Raw genomic sequence first — 17,629 nt, 5'->3', positions numbered from 1 at the left:
GCTTCTTTCAACTGCGTCGTAGGACGCAAAGGAGCGAAAGATGGACCTCAGCAATTCCCGGCTCGGCGACTGCCAGCCGCTCGACAGCCTGCAGACGGCCAGCATTGGTATCTGCCTCACCACCGACCCGCGCATCACACACCTCGAAGACACGCCAATCACTGGCGCCGTCATCGTCTACGGACGCCCGGCCAAGCAAGTCTGGGCCTCGCAAACGGCACACCCGTTTGCTGACCCGGCCACGCCGTTCGTCCGACTGCAATAGGAGCCATGGCATGACCAACGAAATCCGGCGGGCTATCGTCGTCTTCCGGGGAACCTACCCGGGGGAGTACCCTGGCTCCTCTACCGAACTCCCGATCATCTGGGACCAGACCGGCCACCACACCAATGTGACCGCACTGACGAGCCATCCCAATCTCCAGCTTCCGGCGAGCAGTGCAATCCAACTGGTCTGCCGGCTTCGCGCGCCACTGACCGTGCGCGGTCGGCTCCTGCAGGATGGCCAACAGGTGAGTCCAGAGAAATACCTGGCCACCTGGCGAACCGCCCCGCGGGTGTGCCACTCACGCGTAGCAGAGGACCTGCAGATCGCCCTCTCCGGCGTGGCCACCTTTGACCTCCGCGTCGAGCGGTGCAACAAGGGCGGCTACCTCCTCGAGGAGTTGGGCATCGTCGACATAGATAGCCTGGTTTCGCAGTTTCCCGCTGTCCCCGTCGGGCAACAGTGGCGAATCGAGTTCGATCTCGCCTCACCCCACGCCTGGCGCGTGTTCGCGCAGTTCGCAGCAAGGAGTTACTACGACCCCGAAGTGAGGGCCCAACCCGCGCAGTTCCACGTCCAGACGCGCGCACTGGCCGGAACCGCCCCGCAACCTGACCTGTTCGGAGAAGAATTGGCATGAGCTACCGCATCGAGTACGCGCATCGCACCCTCAGAGTCGACGGTAGCGAGTTCCCGGATGCTAAGGACCGCTACATCGTGCTCGCGGAAGGTGGCGACAGCAATTGCTACGGCTCCGACAACAGGCGCTCGCGGTCATGGGGAGCCATCGCGATCGGGAGGCTGGAGGAAGTGCTGGAGGACGGCTGTCAGCTCGCGGCAGCCTGCGAGAGTGAAGGACTTCGGCTCAAGGGCCGCGCATTGCGGCCGGAGGCGTATCTGCGCCTCCTACGTGAGCAAATGCGGAAGGCGCAGCCCACGTGCTCGGCAAGGTATCGGCTCGGATTGTACTGCCGCACCGAAACGGACGACGAGACGGACATGTTGCTGCGCGCGCTGCCGGGCGCCGCACGGACCATCGAAAGGGACTGGGACAACAAGCCCGTTGTCGTCTACCGCTTCGCGGAGAACGGCCAGCCGGATTTCCGCCTGTTCTTCTCGGTCTACCCCGCGATCCGATGTGCCAAGCACGCCTGGCATTTTGTCGACAGCAGCAACCTCTGATGTACCAAGCCACGCCCTACCCGGGCGTGGCTCTTTGCTTTGGTTCAACGCGGCATTGTGGGCTGGTTGGAGTCAAGCTGATAGCCCACCGCAGAATGCGGAGCAACGGCCGAGTTCAACTGCGGATTCAACCGGTCATTCGCCCCAGCACCGCTCCGACGTCAGCTTCCGAAGTCCATCGGTCATTCAGCGCTTCGTCTCAGCTCGCAAATCATCGGCCGACACGCGTAGGCTAAGGAATCTGGGAGGAACCGGTTCGGAAGTTCCGTTTGCGTTGCATCGGCATGCCTCCGTCTCGATCCCTTCGCCTCGGGACAAGCAGACAAACGCGGGGACCGAACCGCCTCCGCATTCCGGACTGGTATAGTCGGCCTATCCGAATCCCGGTGCGCGCCATATGCCGACCTTCCAGAAGAGCGATATTGCACGTACACAGCTTGAGGCGGCTGTGGACATATTTCTTCGCGGCCTCAGTTACCACGCGGTCATCACTCTCGCCGGCGCGGCGAGCGGCTTGCTGGACGGCATGTTACGGGCGCAAGCCGGCAAGGAACCCTTCGTTGACTATGCGCGGCGAGTCTGTGAGCAAATGGCCGGGAAGACGCCATCGCGCCAATCCTATTACCACCATATCGAGATGATGCTTGGCATCTCCGCCCACAAGCATCTCGCGGAGACAGACACCGAAACGGTGGAGATGGACCTGTATGACTCGGCAGAGAAGGCGCTGACCAGAGCCATACTGGACTACATCAAGTTGAACGGACGCGGCGAACCACTCATGAACGTATTCTTGCGCCTTCTTTGGGCGAAGTACGATGGAGCACGCTTGGTGGCTGAATATGAGAACGTACCGAAGCAAATGAGGCCGCGATGACCACCCAAACCTACACCCGCCTCCAGATTGCGGCAGACCAGCTTCGGGCGGCAATCGGCCTCTTCGTAGCACGCAACGACCGCTTCTCAGTTATCACGCTTGCCGGTGCGGCAGACGTCATCCTCTCCCGCCTCGTTCTCAATACCGGCCAAAGCAACTTCACTGACTCGATCATCGAAATGGAAGTTGAGAAGGGGGGGCCAAGACAGACGAGAGCGGTTGCCGGAACGGCGGTCAACGACATGCTGCTCATCAATGCAATCAAGCACTTCGACCAAGGCGACAGCGGAACTGTTGAAGTGGACGATCTGGACGAATGTGCGCTCGCGGCAATCCTCAAGGCGCTGCCTAACTACGTCGCTCTTGCTGGACAGAATGAGGATTGGATAACAGCCTTCTACTACTGGATCAGGCAGAACCTGGACCCGAAAAAGTACAACGTGAACCTCGATCCAAATTGGGTAGCACCAGCAGCTTAGTAAGGGCATCACGTCCTGTGCCCGTCGTTGTATAGATTTTATGCCGCCAGTCGTTTCGAAGTCCTCCGCATCGGCTGGCGAAATAGCTAGCAGCCTCCAATCGAGACGCCAGCGCGGCAGACATAGGCAGTGCCCCAGACGCCGTCTCTCGTCGATCGAACGACCGCTAGCTGAGCGGAGCTGTCACGTGAATGTCTCGACGACGCATCGAACGCGGGTCCCCTCACGGCCTCGGCCGAACTGAGCCGTCGGATCGTTCCCTGAACTATACCGTCTCCGCCGCCACCGCTCCCCCATCCCGAAAGCCGCCGAAAAACAAAAAAGCCGCCCCCCAACATGGGGAGCGGCTGATTGCTGTGGGCGAGGCCCCGGGGACTGCTAACGGGTTACCCGCATGGCGCCGCCGCTGGACACGAGCATCACCCGATCGCCAGGGGCAATCGGTTGATCGGCATCCTGCGTGATGGCCACAAGTCGCCCCAGATCCGTGCGAACGACAATCTCATAGCCCTGCCGGCTGGCGTTCGACGCGCGTTCAGCAACCTGCTGCGCGACGATACCCGCAACCGGGCCGGCAATGGCTGCGGCGACATACCTGCCACGGCCACCACCGATGGCCTGCGAGCCAACGACCGAACCCACGATCGCACCGGCAATGCCGGCAAGACCCGAGAATGCGCCGTAGCCCGGCGTCACACTACCCTGGATGATGACAGCACGTACCCGTACGACCGACGCGTGCTCGACCTGGCCGCCGTGCAACGCCTCCATGCCTCGGTAGACATTGGAGGACGTGTGCTCGACGGCGCAGCCGGTCAGCATGGCGATTGCGGTAATGGTTGCAAATAGCTTTTTCATGGTTTCACCTTTCTTGAGGCGGGCGAAGCCATGCCATCGGGCATGGACATTCGCCCGATGGGACTTGAGGGAACACGCCACAGAAAGTGGCGCGGGTTACTACATTGCGGTGTTCAAACTGCCGTTGCCTGTGCCGCACCGGTGCGGCTGCGCGGCGACCTGCGCTGCTTGCTGCCTTCTTTCTTGCCCGGGCTTGGAACTGGGTCAACGTACCCAAATCTCGCCCAGGCTGCCGGGTCCAAGGCCAACGGATTGGTCCGGCCGGTAGCCAGGTTCACGAACACCCCCGAGTACGGGAGTGCGCCGGTTCGATAGAAAGTCCACAGCAGGTTGAAGGCCTGGACACCGATCGCCTGGTTGATGACCAACGACTGCTTGCGCAGTGCGTCGGCCATCGAGCAGGACGGCGCGGAGTCTTCCTTGTCACCTGCCGGGTCGATCAGATCCGGAAAGAGGTCGCCCACATGAGGCAGGCGCCCCGGGTGAGGTTGTCTGATCTCCCCCAGGATGACCTGGCCACGGTCCGTTTCGTTGCCGCAGTCGAGGTAGTAACTTCCCCCGCCCTTGCCACAAGCCGACAGGATCGCCTTTCGCGCAGCACGGGTATCGACGCACCCGATCACCAGATCGGCGTGCACTGCCTCGGAGGCGGCGAGTTTGCGGGGCACCGCGACCCATCGTGTGCCCATGAGGACATTGAGCCGGTTGACCAGCAACAGCGCCTTGTAGCCGCCGACGTCCGCCGGGTAGAAACCCTGGCGGCCGACATTGGTTTCGCTCACGGTGTCGTCGTCGTAGACGGTGCAGTCAATGCCACCGGGATGGCCGAGCTCGAGCATGGCATGGTGCAGTCGCGCCAGGTTCGGCAGCAGGGCGCTGCCCGTGCCGCCGGCACCAACCACGACCACCTTCCATGCCCCACTGATCATGCACGGCGGGATCCTATGTTGCAGCAACGTCATTGGCTTCTCCAACGGCATCCAACCAGGACACCGGAATGTTGTGGGAACGCTCGAAGATCCCCTTCGCGCAGAGTCGCAAGGCAACATCCATGCTTCGGGTATGACAGCGGCCAAGCACAACCGCAAACTTCACGTCAAAGCGATCGTCTTGGTCATCGGTCGTTGAGAAGCCGGCGGCGAAGCACCCGTGCGAGTGGCAGTCAGCCACCAGGACTTCGCCGTCGGCGAGTTGCGGTCGGTCGTAGCGGAGGCTGGCGCTGTCATGCGACAGCACGACCACCGAAACCAGGCGAAACGCCTTGGTCCCGGGGTTCCAGACAATCCACCCACCAGTTTCATTAGGACACGCCGCCCTCGCCTGCTCGGCAAAGGCGCCGATCAACTCTGGCGGAACTCGGCCGCACAGCAGTTCGGTCACCTCCTCGACAACCCCATAGGGGATGGCCGTTGAGACGGCGTAGCTGCTGATGCGGCGAATGAGCCGGATCCAGGGCCGAAAGATCTCGATGAATACGCCGTTGCTCGCGACAAGCAAGCGCTCGCCTGCTGTTGTCATCCCCGCGACGGGCTCCCTCGTCGGGACCATGACGGTCGGGAAGGAGCGTTGCAATGTAGAATCGAAAGGGTTCATGGTTATGTGAGCTCGTTGGCGATCAGATCGCCGAGAGTGTGTTTGAAGGGAACGAGGACGTCCTTTGGGTATGCCTTCCCGAACGCGCCGTCCAGCATGTCTTTCCAGAACGCGAACACGCCGCGCTTGTAGGCAACCCGTTTGCCGCCGTGGTTGGGGTGCGTGAAGGCCGAGTTGAAAAATGCATCCTCCCAGCCACGAATCGCGCTCACGCCGATCCTCGCAGGGACCTTTGCCGAGCCGACGCAGATCTCTCCAGCGTCCCAGGTGTTGAAGTAGGGAGGCTCGTAGAGCTTCGTCTTCGGCGTCGGCCTGCCTTCGTCCCGCAGGGCGAACACGCGGAATCCGTCGACAGCGGCCTGAAACACAAGCCCGGGGTGCGGCACGATGCTGCTGCGATTGCCAAGCTCCTTGCACTGGAAGAACACGCGACGCGTGCACGGCGGGCACCACCAGGTCACTGCATGCGCTCCAATGGACAACACGGTCGCAGGCAGAAACTCCGCCTGTGGGATCGCGTTCTCGGCGAGAGATTGCAGGCACTGCACGAGGCCGAACCGGTCAAGCGGCACACCCGCGCCGATCGTGGGCCTGTCGCCCTTGGGCGCAACCAGGATCGGGTGGAGCGTCGCATAGGAAATGGTTCCGTCTTTCTGGCTATATAAGAGGACGGCCTTGGTGACATTTACCTCCACGCCGGCCTGTCCCATTGCAATCTTTGTCATAGTGGATCCGAGTTTGTGAGGTGGCCAAGCACACGATCGATGCTGGTCAGCGTTTGAAGGGCAAGTTGCCAATCGGCGTACTGGCGTCGGATGGCCGAAGGTTCCTGTGCAATCGGGATGAAACCCAAGTGCATCGTCGCCTCGCCGCCATCCCACTCGTATTGATAGATGTCGTCGAAGAGCTGCTGGACCCGCTCGTCGTTCTCCCAGACCAGTACGGCCGCTGAGTACACAGGACGTGCGTCGTAGCCATAGTTGAGGAGATCCCGGCCCCGCGCCCTGCTAATCAGGTTGCGGAGCAGGATCAGCTCTCGGCAGAGCCGTGCCATGCCTCGCCGACTGGTCAACGATTCCAGCGTAGCGACGTCGAGACCGAAGTCCCGGCGATCTCTGCGTCGGCGCCGACCTGTCGGCGTCAGGCGAAGCGCGGCGGGGACAAGCTCTGCACGCACGACCGACGGCAAGTAGCGCTGCATTGTTTCCTGGTCCTCGTCAAAGCGCTCCTTCAGCCACTCAAGGCTGTCGGCGTCCGACTCTGTCTCGTCCCCCTCCCAATAGAAATGGGCAAAGTGAGAGAGCAGCTCGCTCGGCGTCCTGATCCAGGCAGTCCGCCATGACGCCGCTTCGATGAGACGCAAGGCGGTCGCCAGCAGCTGCGGGTGCGCACGCGTGAGCTTCTCGGCGTGTGCGCGCAGCTCGAAGATCCCTTCCCCTTCGCTACTCACCGCCAGATAGAGCGGTGCGTCGCCAGTAAAGGAACGCGCCTCGTATTGATGAGCAATCTCCTCGCGGACAGCATCGGCGTCCAGCAAGGAGAACTTGAGGTTGAGGTAATTGAACGGCCGATGCTGCCGGCCGAACCACTTAAAGAGCGCCTGGGCGTAGGCGTCGCCAACGCCGGTCGGTGCCTTGACGTCCCGCGCGCGCAACGCACCGGTATCAAAATGGGCACGCGCCAGCGCGGTGACCGCTTCGGGGGTATGGAAACGTACCTTGCCCCTGACCGCAACGTCGGCCGAGACTTCCGGCAGCGTCAGAAAACCATGGGCAGGTCGATCTGCGGCAGCGGCAGGCCGCAGAAATTGCGGGATTGCGGCGACGCCTCCATCGACGCCGCCACCAGTTTGCCGAGGGCTGAGCAGCATGCTTGCATCTCCTTCGATTGTAAAAAAACCGCCCCGGGCGGCCGATCAAATGCTCTGTCGGGATCCGCCAGGGCTTTCATCAAGTCCCGATGGCGCATGGCTACCCCTTGGCGCCCGCAGCGCGGACGAAGGTGTAAGTTGCCGTCTCCCCCTTGTGCTCGGGGCCGTCCACCTTGGCGGTGGTCAGCTCCGGGTACTGCGCCGAGTACAGGTCCCGCACATCGTCGGGACTGAACGCAGGGCCGGGATCGACGAACGTCATGCCGTTGTAGAGGAACTCGCGCACAAGGCGCGTCACTTCGATGGTCATGGTGTGCCTCCAATTAGTCGTCGAGCAATGCGGCAAGGTCCGTCCCCTTGGACTCCGGAGGATGTCCGTCGCTGGAGGGAGCTGCAGTTGCCGGGGCTTCCGCCTCGGTAGTGCCATCGGCGGACTCTTCCTCCTCTTCGCCTTCACTCTCCTCATTCGGGAGCTGCGGCTTGGACTTCGATTTGCCAGCGTTGGCGATCGCCTTCGAGGCCTTCTGCGTTTGCGCGGTCTTGGCGGCATCAAGCACGGCAGTCGTCGCCTCCACCTGCTCGCTGAGCGAGCGGCGTGACGTCGTATACCCGGCAAGCGCGTCGAGGAATCCGGTATCCAGCTCAGCCGGCGTGGCCGTCAGGACCAGCGGCAGGCTCAGACCCGTGTCAGCACCACCCTTGACGGTTGGCGCGACGAAGACCGTCATCTGTTCGCCCTTGAGGGCGAGCGTCAGGACGAGCTTCTCACACGAGCCAAGCAGGGTTGCAAGTTGTTGGAACATGGAATTTCCTTTCACTGAAAACTGGGGGAAAGCGATGCCTTAGAACAGCAGCACGCGCGGTACCTTGCCTTCGTACTCGAACTTCTCCACCTTCAGGAGGGCTTCGATCAACTCGGGCTTGGGCTTGTTGAAAACCTTGGCAGTGCTATCGCCAAGCGCGGCCAGCAGGCCGATCTCGTTGGCAACCACCCTCATCTCGGACTTGGTCAGCAATTCCAGGAAGTCCTTGGAGAGCTTCCAGTACTTGCGCAAGTCGAGCTTCTGGTATTTGCACAGACGCACCAGCGATGGCACGTCCAGTCCCTCGATGGCGGCAACGGTGAGCGCCACGGACATGTTCTCCCGCTGCACTTCGGTCAGTGCGCTTGCGGCGTCCAGCGCCTTGTCAAGGTCAGTGGCCGAGCACGTTTCGTCGGGAACGATGCGCTCATAAAGCTTGCGCATGGCCGCCCCGTCGATCGTTCGCGCCTGGCCCGCCAATGCGACGGCAAGGAGGTAGTGATTGGCCACGATCGGATCGGACGCCACTTCGCGCCGCAGGCATTTACGCCAGAGGGCGACGCGGTAGGCCTTCACCTTATCGGTCTCGCTGACAGCCGTGACGGGCTTCTCCGCCGGCGTAGCGCCAGCGGTGGTGCCGGCGCCAGATGCCGCTGCTGCCTTTCCCGTCGTACCGCCCTTCTTTGATGTCGACGGCGGTGCCGCCGCGGCTTTGTCGGCCGCGATCCGCGCGGCAACCTTGCGCGAGTTGCAGGCCGTGTCGAAGCATTGACCCCGGTAGACCTTGCCCATCGAGTCCGGCAGGCCGCTGACGGCAGCACCGAAGTTCTGGCAGGCATGGCAGGCCTTGGCTTGCTCCTCACCAACCCCGGTGGAACCCTCCACGACCAGCTGGATCCGCGTGTACTTGTCGCCTGTCCGCACGATCCGAACCGCAGGAAATTCGTCTTTGAGGCCTTGCTCGATCGTGGCCAGCTGCGCCTCGCACTTAGTGTTGAAGCAAGTGCGATTGGTGCAGTTTCCGGTGGCGATGGATTCGCCGAACATCTCCGTCTGCAGCGCAGAATTGTGCGGGCACGTTGCGCACTCCGTTTTATCAAAAATGGCGCTTGCAAGACTGCAGGACACCGTCTCAATTGCCTTCTTCAACTCAGCAACCGTCTTCGACTCGGAGATGATGACAGGCAGGAACTTGTCCTGCTTATCCTTGGCGAGGGCGGCGAGCAGCTCGGCGTGACCGAGCTGGATCCTGCGCTCGTTGAGAGCATTAAGCACCTCACTGCTACAGTTCATGAGTGCCAGGCGTTTGTCGAGAAGCGCACGGGACCAGCCGAAAATGCGCGCCGCCTCCTCCCGGTCACCCTTAAGTTTGCCGACCATCCTCGCTGCAGCCACCGCCTCCTCAGAGGGCGCGATGTCGTCGCGGGAGACGTTCTCGATGATCGCCATGGCCTCCGCCGTCTCGTCGTCGACATCCTGCACCACGATGGGCATCGCGTACTCGACGCCAAACACCTCGGTCGCCGCGCGGTAGCGTCGCTCGCCGGCGATGATCTCGTAGAGGTCGTCCTCAACCGGGCGGACAACGATGGGTTGCATGATGCATCCCGCCGCACGTACGCCGGCAACGAGTTCTGCCATTTTCACCGGATCAAAGAACCGGCGTGGATTGAATCGGCTCGTGCGGATCCGGCTCAAGGGTAGAGTCGGCTGTTCGAGCAGCATTGCGGATTCTTGCATTGTGGGTTCTCCTATAGCGAGGGAACCCACCCGTGAAGGGAGTGGTTCCCCTCTTGGGCTTAACTTGCCGCTCTGGCGGCTGTGAAAACCATCTAGACTCTTCGCGCCTTGGGACTGCAGCAGCAGTCCGAAAACGCGGCAGTGCAGGTGTACCGATCCGGGATCGGAGAACGCCTGGTGTCTGTGCCGTGCTTCCTGCCTTGCGGACGGGCCGGGCGCGGCCTAGCCTTCGAAGGTGCCATCCGCTCGATAGACCACATACCGGTTGCCGATGTTGAGTGCTTTGTCGCGCAGGACCTGGGTGAACATGGTCTCCGGCACGGTGACGCCAAGTGCGGCGAGCTTGCTGCGGAAGTAAGCGAGGCCGGCACCCATCGAAGTGGTGTCGTCCAGGTTGTGGTAGAGGAAGTCCTCCGAGGGCTCTTCGCAATCATCAGTCAGCTCTTCTTGACAATCCGCCGTCTCGGCCATTGCTCGTTGCTCGGCTTGTTCCATGGCAACCGGAGAGCGCAGGCGCTCCACCCACAGAAAGAAATGGTGCAGCGGGCGGTCCCAACCGAGTACGACGTCGATGGTATTGGCCCCGTGGACCGTTTGAAAGTGGTGTTGGCTCATGGCGATCTCCAGATGAGGTGGCGCCGCGCCAGCCTGGCGGCTGGCGGCGGCGTTACGACTTACAGTGCTTCCAGCGCTTGAAGCGCCTTTTCCTTGGCGTTGGCACCAATGCCGAACCAAGCGGAGTTCAGGCGATTGTCCTGACCGCGTGCGCGGATATGGAAATCGTGGTACTCGGTGACCGCGTTAAGCAGCCCCCATGCCGTACCCCTGACACCGTCCAACCCGGCGCCCTTGCCGGCGCCATTGAATAGCCCCATGACGGTCTTGTAGCCTCGCGACTTCGTGACGTCAGGGGTTGCAATCGAACTCATCAAGGACTGCAGCACGGCATCCGCCTGTGCGGGCGAAACCGCCTTCTCCGACAAGTTCTTCATGCGGTCGATGAAACTGCCGAAGACCTTCTCGCCGATCAAGCCGAGCTGGTCCTGCACAACGGTCGGATCGAACTCGGTGTTGTGGCGGACCTTGATCACCGACGCACTGGCCAACGCGGCTTGCGCGCCATGCAGGCTCAGATGCAAGGTGTTGTTGCAAACGACGCGAATGGAGGTGAACTGCGCGGTCGTCGCCAGCGAGCCATCGCAAGAGGTGGCCAGCAGCAGGTAGTTCTTCACCGGATCGTTGTCGACCACTTCGGCGTCAAAACCCGTCCTGGCCAGCGCCCAGATTCGGCGCCCGCCCTTCAGGCTGCCCGCGGTCTCGAGCGTGAAGCCCGAGTGCGCGACCAGGTCACGGAAGAATTCCAGGACCTCGCCCGGCTGGACGACCTTGTAGCGATCGGAAACCACCGCCAGCGGCGCGTTGCTGTCGCTTCGGTAGAGCACGTGATGCTCCGGGAAGTCGTGCATCTCGCCATTCATGAACTGCACCGTGCTGCGGTGCAGATGCCAATCCAGCTTGGCTTCGCGGCGCCAGTCTTCGATCGTCGCGTTCTCGGTGAGCTTTCGGCCGAGGCCATGCCACGGCATTGCACCGACGTAGGCCATGGAGGCCGTGCCGTCGAGAGAGAGTTGTAGTTCGTGAGCCATTTGGAATCTCCTGGGTGGCGTTTGTGACAATGCAGCTGGGTGCTGCAACAAAAACCAGGAGGTATCGGACCTTCCGTCTACGCCTCGTGCAGGGCGCAAACGGAAGCCCCGAGGGGCTTCACGAAGTTGTGGGAAGAAGGCTAGAACCCGAAGCGCGCGCAGCGCATCCGGGCCAACGGACCGGTGATACCGGCAGTGGCCAACTCGCTGACTAGCGCCGCGATGCCGGCATCCTTATCCGGTACCGGAGTACGAGCCTGTTCCGCATACGGCTGAACGCGGCACTTGCGGACCAGAAACGTGTTGCCGCACTGAATGAGCGCGAGCTCGATATCCAGAGTGCGGAAACCGGCAATCAACAGGCTGTGCTGCTTCTTGGACTTGCGTCCCCGCGACGGGCTGACAGCCGCCGTTTCGGGCTTCTCTTCGGGAAGGGCGGCGAGATCCAGCCCACCCTGATCGTCTGGGTGCTTTTTCATGATTGTTGGTTTTCCTTACTGTGTCTCGCCAACGCACAGGGCGGCGATCACGCTGCGGATAAGTTGTCTGCTGTATTCCAGGCGACTGCCGGACTGCACGCAGAAGTCGACGAGACGATTGACGCCGTCCGTGACGATCGTGCCGTAGAGCACGAACGAATCCGGAGTGGCCTTGTGGAATTGATGGATGCGACCTTCGCTACTAAAAAAGCGCTCGTGATATCGCAAAAACGTGCGCGCGATGAAATCACGATGGTCGAATACGGGGAGCGCGCGGGCCAAATCCCGGCGCTGCAATGCGCCAATAGGATGGATCAGGCCAAGCTCATCTTCTGTCCGGCAAGTGGGCGAAATGATCCGCGCAATATGCACGGGTTCGTCGCACTCGCGCTCGGGTTGAAGCTTCCCGAGCAGACGCATATATCCCCTGCCTACTGCTAGCTCTGTCATTTCACCCCCCTTCCGGTACATGCCGCTGCTGCGGCGATTTGAAAGCGGGGTAACGGGTTCAATTCTGCATCGTTTTCGGGGTGGCGCGCAAGAGAAACACCAAGAGAATGAATCGGAATTTGCGGCCGCACTCGCGAGATGCCGCCAGGAAGCGAAGTGATGCAATTGACGGACGAACAGGAAACCATCATCGCGGATCCGCTGGATAGCGATCTGGCGATGGTGATCGCCTTCGCCGGCGCGGCGAAAACCACGACGCTGCGGCTCAAGGCCGCGGCGCACCCGAAAAAGCGCGGGCTCTATCTTGCCTATAACCGGGCCGCTGCCATCGCTGCCCGCGAGACCTTTCCTCCCAATACGACCTGCAAGACAGTGCACGCACTGGCCTATCCGCGCTTCGGCAGTCGCTATGCGCACAAGCTCGCCGGGAACCTGCGAGTGGGCGATGCGATGCGGCTAATGGGGCTGGGTGAGGATTGGAAGCTGGGGCGCGAAGTGGTCGAGTGTGTAAACGCCTACATCTGCTCTGACCACGACGAGTTTCCGCGGCTCGCACCGGCCGGTGGCGACCTATCCATTACGACGGAGCGAAGGACCCACGTTGCAGCGGTCGCCAAGAGCCTTTGGCAACGGATGGCCGACCCCAAGGACGAGGCACCAATGGTGCACGACGGCTACCTGAAGCTGTTTCAGCTCTCTCGCCCCACCCTGCCCTACGACTTCGTCATGCTGGACGAGGGTCAGGACAGCAATCCGACCACCCTCGCTCTGTTTCGCAACCCGGCTCCGCCCAAGATCATCGTGGGCGACCCCTACCAGAGCATCTACCGCTACCGAGGCAGCGTCAATGCGATGGACCCCGGCACGGCCTCCCGCGTTTATCACCTGACCCGGAGTTTCCGCTTCGGGCCGCGGGTCGCGGCGATTGCCACTGCCTTGTTACTGGAGTTCTACGGCGAGACGCGAGCGATCGTCGGCGGCGGTGCCGACACCCAGATTGAAGACTTCCGGCCATACGGACCCCACGCGTGTCTTTGCCGCACCAACGCCGAGGTGTTCGCCCAGGCTGCCGTTGCTGTCCAGAGCGGTGAGTCGCTCGCGTTCGTCGGCGGCATCGATGGCTACAACTTTGCACAGGTACTGGACGCCTATTGGTTGTTTATCGGGTGCCCCGATCAGGTCCGCGATCCGCTAGTGCGGCAGTTCCGGTCCTTTCGGGAGATGGAGCGCTACGCAGAGGCAGCGGATGACCCCGAGACAAAACGCTTGATCAAGGTGGTGGGGATCTACGGCGGAGACATCCCGGCGCTGATCAAGGCGATACGCCGGGCGCTTCCACCCGTGGGCGCGACCGCTGACCTCACCTTGGCCACCGCCCATAAATCCAAAGGCCAGGACCTGTTGCGCGTCGTGATGGCCGACGATTTCCCGGATCTCGCCGATGACGATCTGGACTTGCAGGAAGCGAACTTGGCTTATGTAGCCGTGACCCGTGCCGTGCATTCGCTACGGCCAAACAGCATGTTGCGCGACTGGTTACGGGAGATATCGTTGAACCGATAGGGCCGCGCGGAAGAACACTGCACCCCCGCGGTAGACGGCGAACGCCGTCGCTTTAAGGCGCAGTTGAAAGTGAGGTGAAGAGCTAAGGAATGCTTGATGAGTATGTGAGAGGGCAGCTTGCATGCCCCGCTGGTTGCCGCAATCAAGGTGGCCCCAGAACCAGGGAAGTTCCGGCGTCACAGCCGGTCGGGAAATACGTCAGAAACGGTCTCGAACAGCGACTCGAGCCAAGGAAGTATGAGAATGGTCAAGAAACAAAGAAAGTCCAACCCGGTACGCCTCTCGGCAGAGCAGATTGCGCGTCTCGACGTAGCATTGGCACGGGTTTCTGCCGCCGCAATTAGCATTGAAGCAAAAGGGCATTATGGGATGACTCTAGGCAGAGCAGAATGCAGACGCGTCGCGGCGCAGATCAAGGAATCCAGAGCAGTAGCAAAGCGCGACCTAAGGGACATAAGACTCCGGATTGGCAGAAGAGAGATCGAACTACTAAGGGGGATATCCACCCATTTCGGAAAGATACCGTCGGACATCGTGATCTTGCTCATACATCGGGCGGCATCTGAGCTAGTCGGCGGGAGCCCAGTCCTCATGCAGACCGAACGGCTTGGAGAGCCCGTCATCGATGCTTATCTCCAGATGCTCGGGCGGTCACAGGGGAAGGCGTCGCTAAACCGCTAAACTGCTAAACCTCCGGCTTCAGGGTATTGAGAAGCGACGGCGGGTTCCTACCGTCGGCGGCCCAGGAGGCCGCCGACGGCAGAACCTAAAGGAAAAAGGGACTTCCAGAGAGGTCCTCTGGAAGTCCCTTTCGGGACTTCGAATTGCGGTGGCTGTCAGTGCAGCACGCGTGCGCGACGCGAGGTCGCGGTTGCGAGCTTGAACAGCATTTCGAGGTTGCGCAGCACGGTGGGCGATTCATCCGCTCCGGCTTCGAACATTTGCTCTACGAGGGCCTTTACTCGGGCTGCTTCTTCGGGCTGTTCCGCTGCCTTGGTCAAACTGCCCCAAAACGCCGGCTCGAAGAGCGGCCAACGTGCATAGGCACTGGCTTGAGCTCGATCGGTGCGACGAAACGTGTTGCCTTCGGAAGCCGCTTGAATAGCTTTGCGTTCGACCTTGTCAAAAATTGCGGGCATCGCGATCTCCAGACATTGCCGCGGAACGGCGATTGAAATGGAGATGGGCGCGTAGCGCCTTCGGAATGGGGGCCAATCCGAAACCGCCAGGCGGATGTCCGATTGTTGCTCTTGCCTCTCTGGAGGCTTACCTTAATTCTGGCATAGATTCTCTGGCCTTGCAGGGCAAGTCCTACAGATTTGCCTAACCGATTTGCCGCCCTCAATGCCCGCGCGGGCAAATCCAAATATGGTAAACAATTGATTTTTAAAAAGAATGACGTTCCACACTGGCCAATTTGTTGTCAGATTTTGGCCGATTAGCCTATCCAAGTGCGGAGTTTGCCACGGTCCAGATGCGTGAAGCCATCCGCGGGGTAGTAGCCAACGCCACCGGCGGACAGATACTTGCCAAGCTGCGCAATGCGGCTGGCCGAGACCCCGGGAATCCGAATGTCCACTGCCTGGCCGAGCATGTGCAGGCTGTTGAGCGCCGCGCGCTCCGTCCGCGCATTGGTATACGGGTGGCGATAGCCGGAGAGCACCGTAACCGGTTCGTCAATACCGAAGTAACGCAGCCAACCGTACACGCCGCGCAGGATATCGAGTGTTACTGGGTCGATCTGCACCGCCAAGTTGAGTTGCACGTCTCGCAGGAGTCGGCATAGCGCCGTGTACCCCTCCGGGATCAGCTTGCCGTCTGCCCAGTACACCGCCTTTACCGATTCGCGACCGCGAACGAGCCATAGCTCGCGCGGCTGTGACCAGAAGTCGCCGCTCCATCCTGGAACTGGTAACGCCAGGGAGGCCACGGCAGCCGCGCTGTGCAGCAGGAATCGCCGACGCGACGGCAGCAAGAGGTCACTCTTCGGGTTCGGGAGCATGGTACGGGATGGAAGCTTATCGACGCTCCATGATCTGGGCCAATCGATACCACCTCGGATGGGATTGCGCGTGCAAATGGGTCCGCTTTCCGTGTGCCTCGCGGCTCGACGGAGTCAGATGCGTTTTTCCGCCGGAATTGCAGGTTGCGCGAGCGAAATCGAGCCTGAAGATTGATCGGTCTGCGACGTGAATGGAGCAATCATGGAGTCTTCCTGCAATACCATACCGCTCGGGCTGGATCCGAAGCTTGCCTTCGACATCGGCTACGACTATGCCCGCTACGGGCTGCGCCTGCCATCGAGCGTCCAAGATGCCGCCGATGCGCTGCCGGAGCATATCTTCCAAGGCCATCGCTACGGCAGTCAGAAGTTCCTGATCACGCGACCGCGCGGCGATCGGTACGTGCGCAAATGGCTGCAGCTCCGCGTCAATGCCTGGCGCCGCCTGCGGCATTTCGATGATCGGATCACCCCGGACTACCTGCGCACGATCGACTCGCCGTATTGCCCCGTGACACGCGTCACCCTGGCGCACTCTTCCGCCAGCGATACGACCTGGTCGGTGGACCGCCTATACAACGCGGCGGGATACGCACCGGGAAACCTCGCCGTCACCTCAGCCCGCGCGAACACGGCCAAGGGAGCGCTAACGACTCAAGCGGTAGTGCGGATCCTACAAGGCGAATTGCAGCAGCAGCTCGATCCGACCCTGACACCCGAACAATGGCGCCGCCAGATCTACATGATGGCCTGGAACGACCCGAACGTCCCCCCCGACGCCACCTCACGACTGACCATGGCTGTTTTGCCTCCCCCACGGACGATTTGCCACTCGCCGTACACAGCCTTCCAGCTAGTGCTGAGCCTGGCGATGCTAGGCCGGCCGCTGCTAAGCGGCACGGACCGAATTCAGGCTGTGATTGACATCATTCGGACCAAGAAGACGCGGCGGCAGCTGATCGAGATGCTGCTGGTGCTCAAGCACATCGCTAGCCTAAATGTGCGTCGCTCGCTCAGCGAGGGACAGAGAGGCCCGATTCCCCTCTACGCCTTGGAGGACGCCTGGGCATCGGATGCCGTGGTGCAGCACTGGGAACGAATCGTGCGAAAGACCGAGCCCGAGCAATTTCTCCCCGCAATGCACTGCCTCGGCGGTCGCGTCTGCACGCGGGAGGACTCCTACGACGGATGGGCGCTCGCTTCCGGCGGCTACGACACACCGTGCCACAACTGAGCCGACCTTATGATCACGCTCCGCCAGATATTCCGCACGACCGTCTTGGCTGCGCTTCGCGTCAATGTCGAGTTGGAAGACAGCGTCGTCACGCGCTTGCAGTGTGGCCGCGTCATCGTGGTCGCCAACCACGTCAGCCTGCTGGACGGCGTCCTGATTGCCCTGGCCAGCCCGGTACCCCTCATGTTCGGCGTCGATCCCGACTATGCGCGGCACTCTTGGCTCGCGATGGCGGGGATGCGGGCCCTCGCGCGCATGGGATTCGGCGACGTGATCCCGTTGGATCGCAACTCCCCCTACTCAATGCGCACGCTCTCGCAGCGGCTGAATCGGGACGAGGCGGTGATGCTGTTTCCCGAGGGCGCGATCGGGACGGGCGGAGCCCCTTTGCCAGAGCGGCCCGGTGTCGCCTGGCTTTCCCAGCGCACCGGGGCCACGATCGTCTACGTCCAAATCCGGGGCGCTGAGCAAAGCCGCCTGTTCGCCAAGGCGGGCAAGCGATGGTGGCCTGCGATCACCTTGACCTTCGGCCGCCATCTAGAGCCGGTCCGTTGAGGCAGCGTGTGCCGCGCCACGCCTCGGATATCA

Annotated in this window: 23 protein-coding genes; 9 read left to right on the top strand and 14 right to left on the bottom strand. The window is 61.6% G+C overall.

The genetic code is table 11. The features are described 5' to 3' along the window. Positions 1-40: 40 nt before the first annotated feature. The 5 genes from AC1DS6_RS34945 to AC1DS6_RS34925 all read left to right on the top strand — a co-directional run bounded on the left by AC1DS6_RS34945 (position 41) and on the right by AC1DS6_RS34925 (position 2,803). Entirely contained in the window at positions 41-265 is a 225-nt protein-coding gene (locus tag AC1DS6_RS34945; protein WP_253932976.1) for a hypothetical protein, read from the top strand. Positions 266-275: 10 nt separating this feature from the next. Then, complete coding sequence (locus tag AC1DS6_RS34940) at positions 276-905, top strand: hypothetical protein (RefSeq protein WP_477104185.1); 630 nt, start codon at positions 276-278, stop codon at positions 903-905. Further along, positions 902-1,447, top strand: coding sequence for a hypothetical protein (locus AC1DS6_RS34935; RefSeq protein ID WP_477104184.1), 546 nt, complete (start codon positions 902-904; stop codon positions 1,445-1,447). The genes AC1DS6_RS34940 and AC1DS6_RS34935 overlap by 4 nt, the downstream gene beginning before the upstream one ends. A gap of 397 nt (positions 1,448-1,844) precedes the next feature. Beyond that, positions 1,845-2,324 (top strand): hypothetical protein, encoded by a 480-nt coding sequence (locus AC1DS6_RS34930; RefSeq protein WP_477104183.1) that lies wholly within the window; start codon positions 1,845-1,847, stop codon positions 2,322-2,324. After that, positions 2,321-2,803 carry a hypothetical protein gene (locus AC1DS6_RS34925; RefSeq protein WP_253932980.1) on the top strand — a complete coding sequence of 161 codons (483 nt, stop codon included), beginning with the start codon at positions 2,321-2,323 and terminating at the stop codon, positions 2,801-2,803. Before AC1DS6_RS34930 ends, AC1DS6_RS34925 begins: the two co-directional genes overlap by 4 nt. A 378-nt stretch (positions 2,804-3,181) precedes the next feature. Here the strand turns inward: AC1DS6_RS34925 and AC1DS6_RS34920 are convergent, their stop codons facing one another. From AC1DS6_RS34920 to AC1DS6_RS34865, 12 genes are all read right to left on the bottom strand, one after another. Then, positions 3,182-3,661, bottom strand: coding sequence for an outer membrane lipoprotein (locus AC1DS6_RS34920; RefSeq protein ID WP_477104182.1), 480 nt, complete (start codon positions 3,659-3,661; stop codon positions 3,182-3,184). A gap of 113 nt (positions 3,662-3,774) precedes the next feature. Further along, on the bottom strand, positions 3,775-4,623 hold the full coding sequence (locus tag AC1DS6_RS34915) for a PRTRC system ThiF family protein (RefSeq protein WP_477104181.1): 849 nt from the start codon (positions 4,621-4,623) through the stop codon (positions 3,775-3,777). After that, entirely contained in the window at positions 4,604-5,254 is a 651-nt protein-coding gene (locus tag AC1DS6_RS34910; RefSeq protein ID WP_477104180.1) for a PRTRC system protein A, read from the bottom strand. The genes AC1DS6_RS34915 and AC1DS6_RS34910 overlap by 20 nt, the downstream gene beginning before the upstream one ends. Positions 5,255-5,256: 2 nt before the next feature. Continuing rightward, positions 5,257-5,979, bottom strand: coding sequence for a PRTRC system protein B (locus tag AC1DS6_RS34905; RefSeq protein ID WP_477104179.1), 723 nt, complete (start codon positions 5,977-5,979; stop codon positions 5,257-5,259). After that, complete coding sequence (locus AC1DS6_RS34900) at positions 5,976-7,124, bottom strand: PRTRC system protein F (protein ID WP_477104178.1); 1,149 nt, start codon at positions 7,122-7,124, stop codon at positions 5,976-5,978. Before AC1DS6_RS34900 ends, AC1DS6_RS34905 begins: the two co-directional genes overlap by 4 nt. A 100-nt stretch (positions 7,125-7,224) precedes the next feature. After that, complete coding sequence (locus tag AC1DS6_RS34895; protein WP_477104177.1) at positions 7,225-7,434, bottom strand: PRTRC system protein C; 210 nt, start codon at positions 7,432-7,434, stop codon at positions 7,225-7,227. A gap of 13 nt (positions 7,435-7,447) precedes the next feature. Further along, entirely contained in the window at positions 7,448-7,927 is a 480-nt protein-coding gene (locus AC1DS6_RS34890; protein WP_477104176.1) for a PRTRC system protein E, read from the bottom strand. A 39-nt stretch (positions 7,928-7,966) separates the two neighbouring features. Next, positions 7,967-9,667 (bottom strand): PRTRC system ParB family protein, encoded by a 1,701-nt coding sequence (locus AC1DS6_RS34885; protein ID WP_477104175.1) that lies wholly within the window; start codon positions 9,665-9,667, stop codon positions 7,967-7,969. A 222-nt stretch (positions 9,668-9,889) separates the two neighbouring features. Next, on the bottom strand, positions 9,890-10,282 hold the full coding sequence (locus AC1DS6_RS34880; protein ID WP_477104174.1) for a hypothetical protein: 393 nt from the start codon (positions 10,280-10,282) through the stop codon (positions 9,890-9,892). A 59-nt stretch (positions 10,283-10,341) separates the two neighbouring features. Continuing rightward, positions 10,342-11,313 (bottom strand): DUF932 domain-containing protein, encoded by a 972-nt coding sequence (locus tag AC1DS6_RS34875; RefSeq protein WP_477104173.1) that lies wholly within the window; start codon positions 11,311-11,313, stop codon positions 10,342-10,344. A gap of 140 nt (positions 11,314-11,453) precedes the next feature. Next, positions 11,454-11,792: a hypothetical protein gene (locus AC1DS6_RS34870; RefSeq protein ID WP_477104172.1), complete on the bottom strand. Its 339-nt coding sequence runs from the start codon at positions 11,790-11,792 to the stop codon at positions 11,454-11,456. A gap of 15 nt (positions 11,793-11,807) precedes the next feature. Further along, positions 11,808-12,212 carry a hypothetical protein gene (locus AC1DS6_RS34865; protein ID WP_477104171.1) on the bottom strand — a complete coding sequence of 135 codons (405 nt, stop codon included), beginning with the start codon at positions 12,210-12,212 and terminating at the stop codon, positions 11,808-11,810. 189 nt (positions 12,213-12,401) lie between these two features. Here AC1DS6_RS34865 and AC1DS6_RS34860 point away from each other — a divergent pair, with 189 nt between their 5' ends. Together AC1DS6_RS34860 and AC1DS6_RS34855 are read left to right on the top strand one after the other, a co-directional pair. Next, positions 12,402-13,805 (top strand): UvrD-helicase domain-containing protein, encoded by a 1,404-nt coding sequence (locus AC1DS6_RS34860; protein WP_477104170.1) that lies wholly within the window; start codon positions 12,402-12,404, stop codon positions 13,803-13,805. Between the two features lie 243 nt (positions 13,806-14,048). Next, a complete protein-coding gene (locus AC1DS6_RS34855) occupies positions 14,049-14,486 on the top strand; it encodes a Rieske (2Fe-2S) protein (protein WP_477104169.1) in 438 nt (145 codons plus the stop codon). A gap of 155 nt (positions 14,487-14,641) precedes the next feature. Here the strand turns inward: AC1DS6_RS34855 and AC1DS6_RS34850 are convergent, their stop codons facing one another. Next, a complete protein-coding gene (locus tag AC1DS6_RS34850) occupies positions 14,642-14,944 on the bottom strand; it encodes a hypothetical protein (RefSeq protein WP_400097295.1) in 303 nt (100 codons plus the stop codon). 299 nt (positions 14,945-15,243) lie between these two features. Beyond that, positions 15,244-15,780, bottom strand: a complete 537-nt coding sequence (locus tag AC1DS6_RS34845) for a YcbK family protein (RefSeq protein WP_477104168.1) — start codon at positions 15,778-15,780, stop codon at positions 15,244-15,246. 229 nt (positions 15,781-16,009) lie between these two features. Here AC1DS6_RS34845 and AC1DS6_RS34840 point away from each other — a divergent pair, with 229 nt between their 5' ends. Both AC1DS6_RS34840 and AC1DS6_RS34835 read left to right on the top strand, forming a co-directional pair. Further along, the gene (locus tag AC1DS6_RS34840; RefSeq protein WP_477104167.1) at positions 16,010-17,041 is read left to right on the top strand and encodes a hypothetical protein; all 1,032 of its coding nucleotides are present in this window, start codon (positions 16,010-16,012) and stop codon (positions 17,039-17,041) included. Positions 17,042-17,050: 9 nt separating this feature from the next. Next, positions 17,051-17,596 (top strand): 1-acyl-sn-glycerol-3-phosphate acyltransferase, encoded by a 546-nt coding sequence (locus tag AC1DS6_RS34835; RefSeq protein ID WP_477104166.1) that lies wholly within the window; start codon positions 17,051-17,053, stop codon positions 17,594-17,596. Positions 17,597-17,629: the final 33 nt, after the last annotated feature.

It is taken from the genome of Cupriavidus sp. 05L310 (genome assembly GCF_056398185.1).
This window is presented reverse-complemented; position numbering and strand designations above follow the sequence as displayed.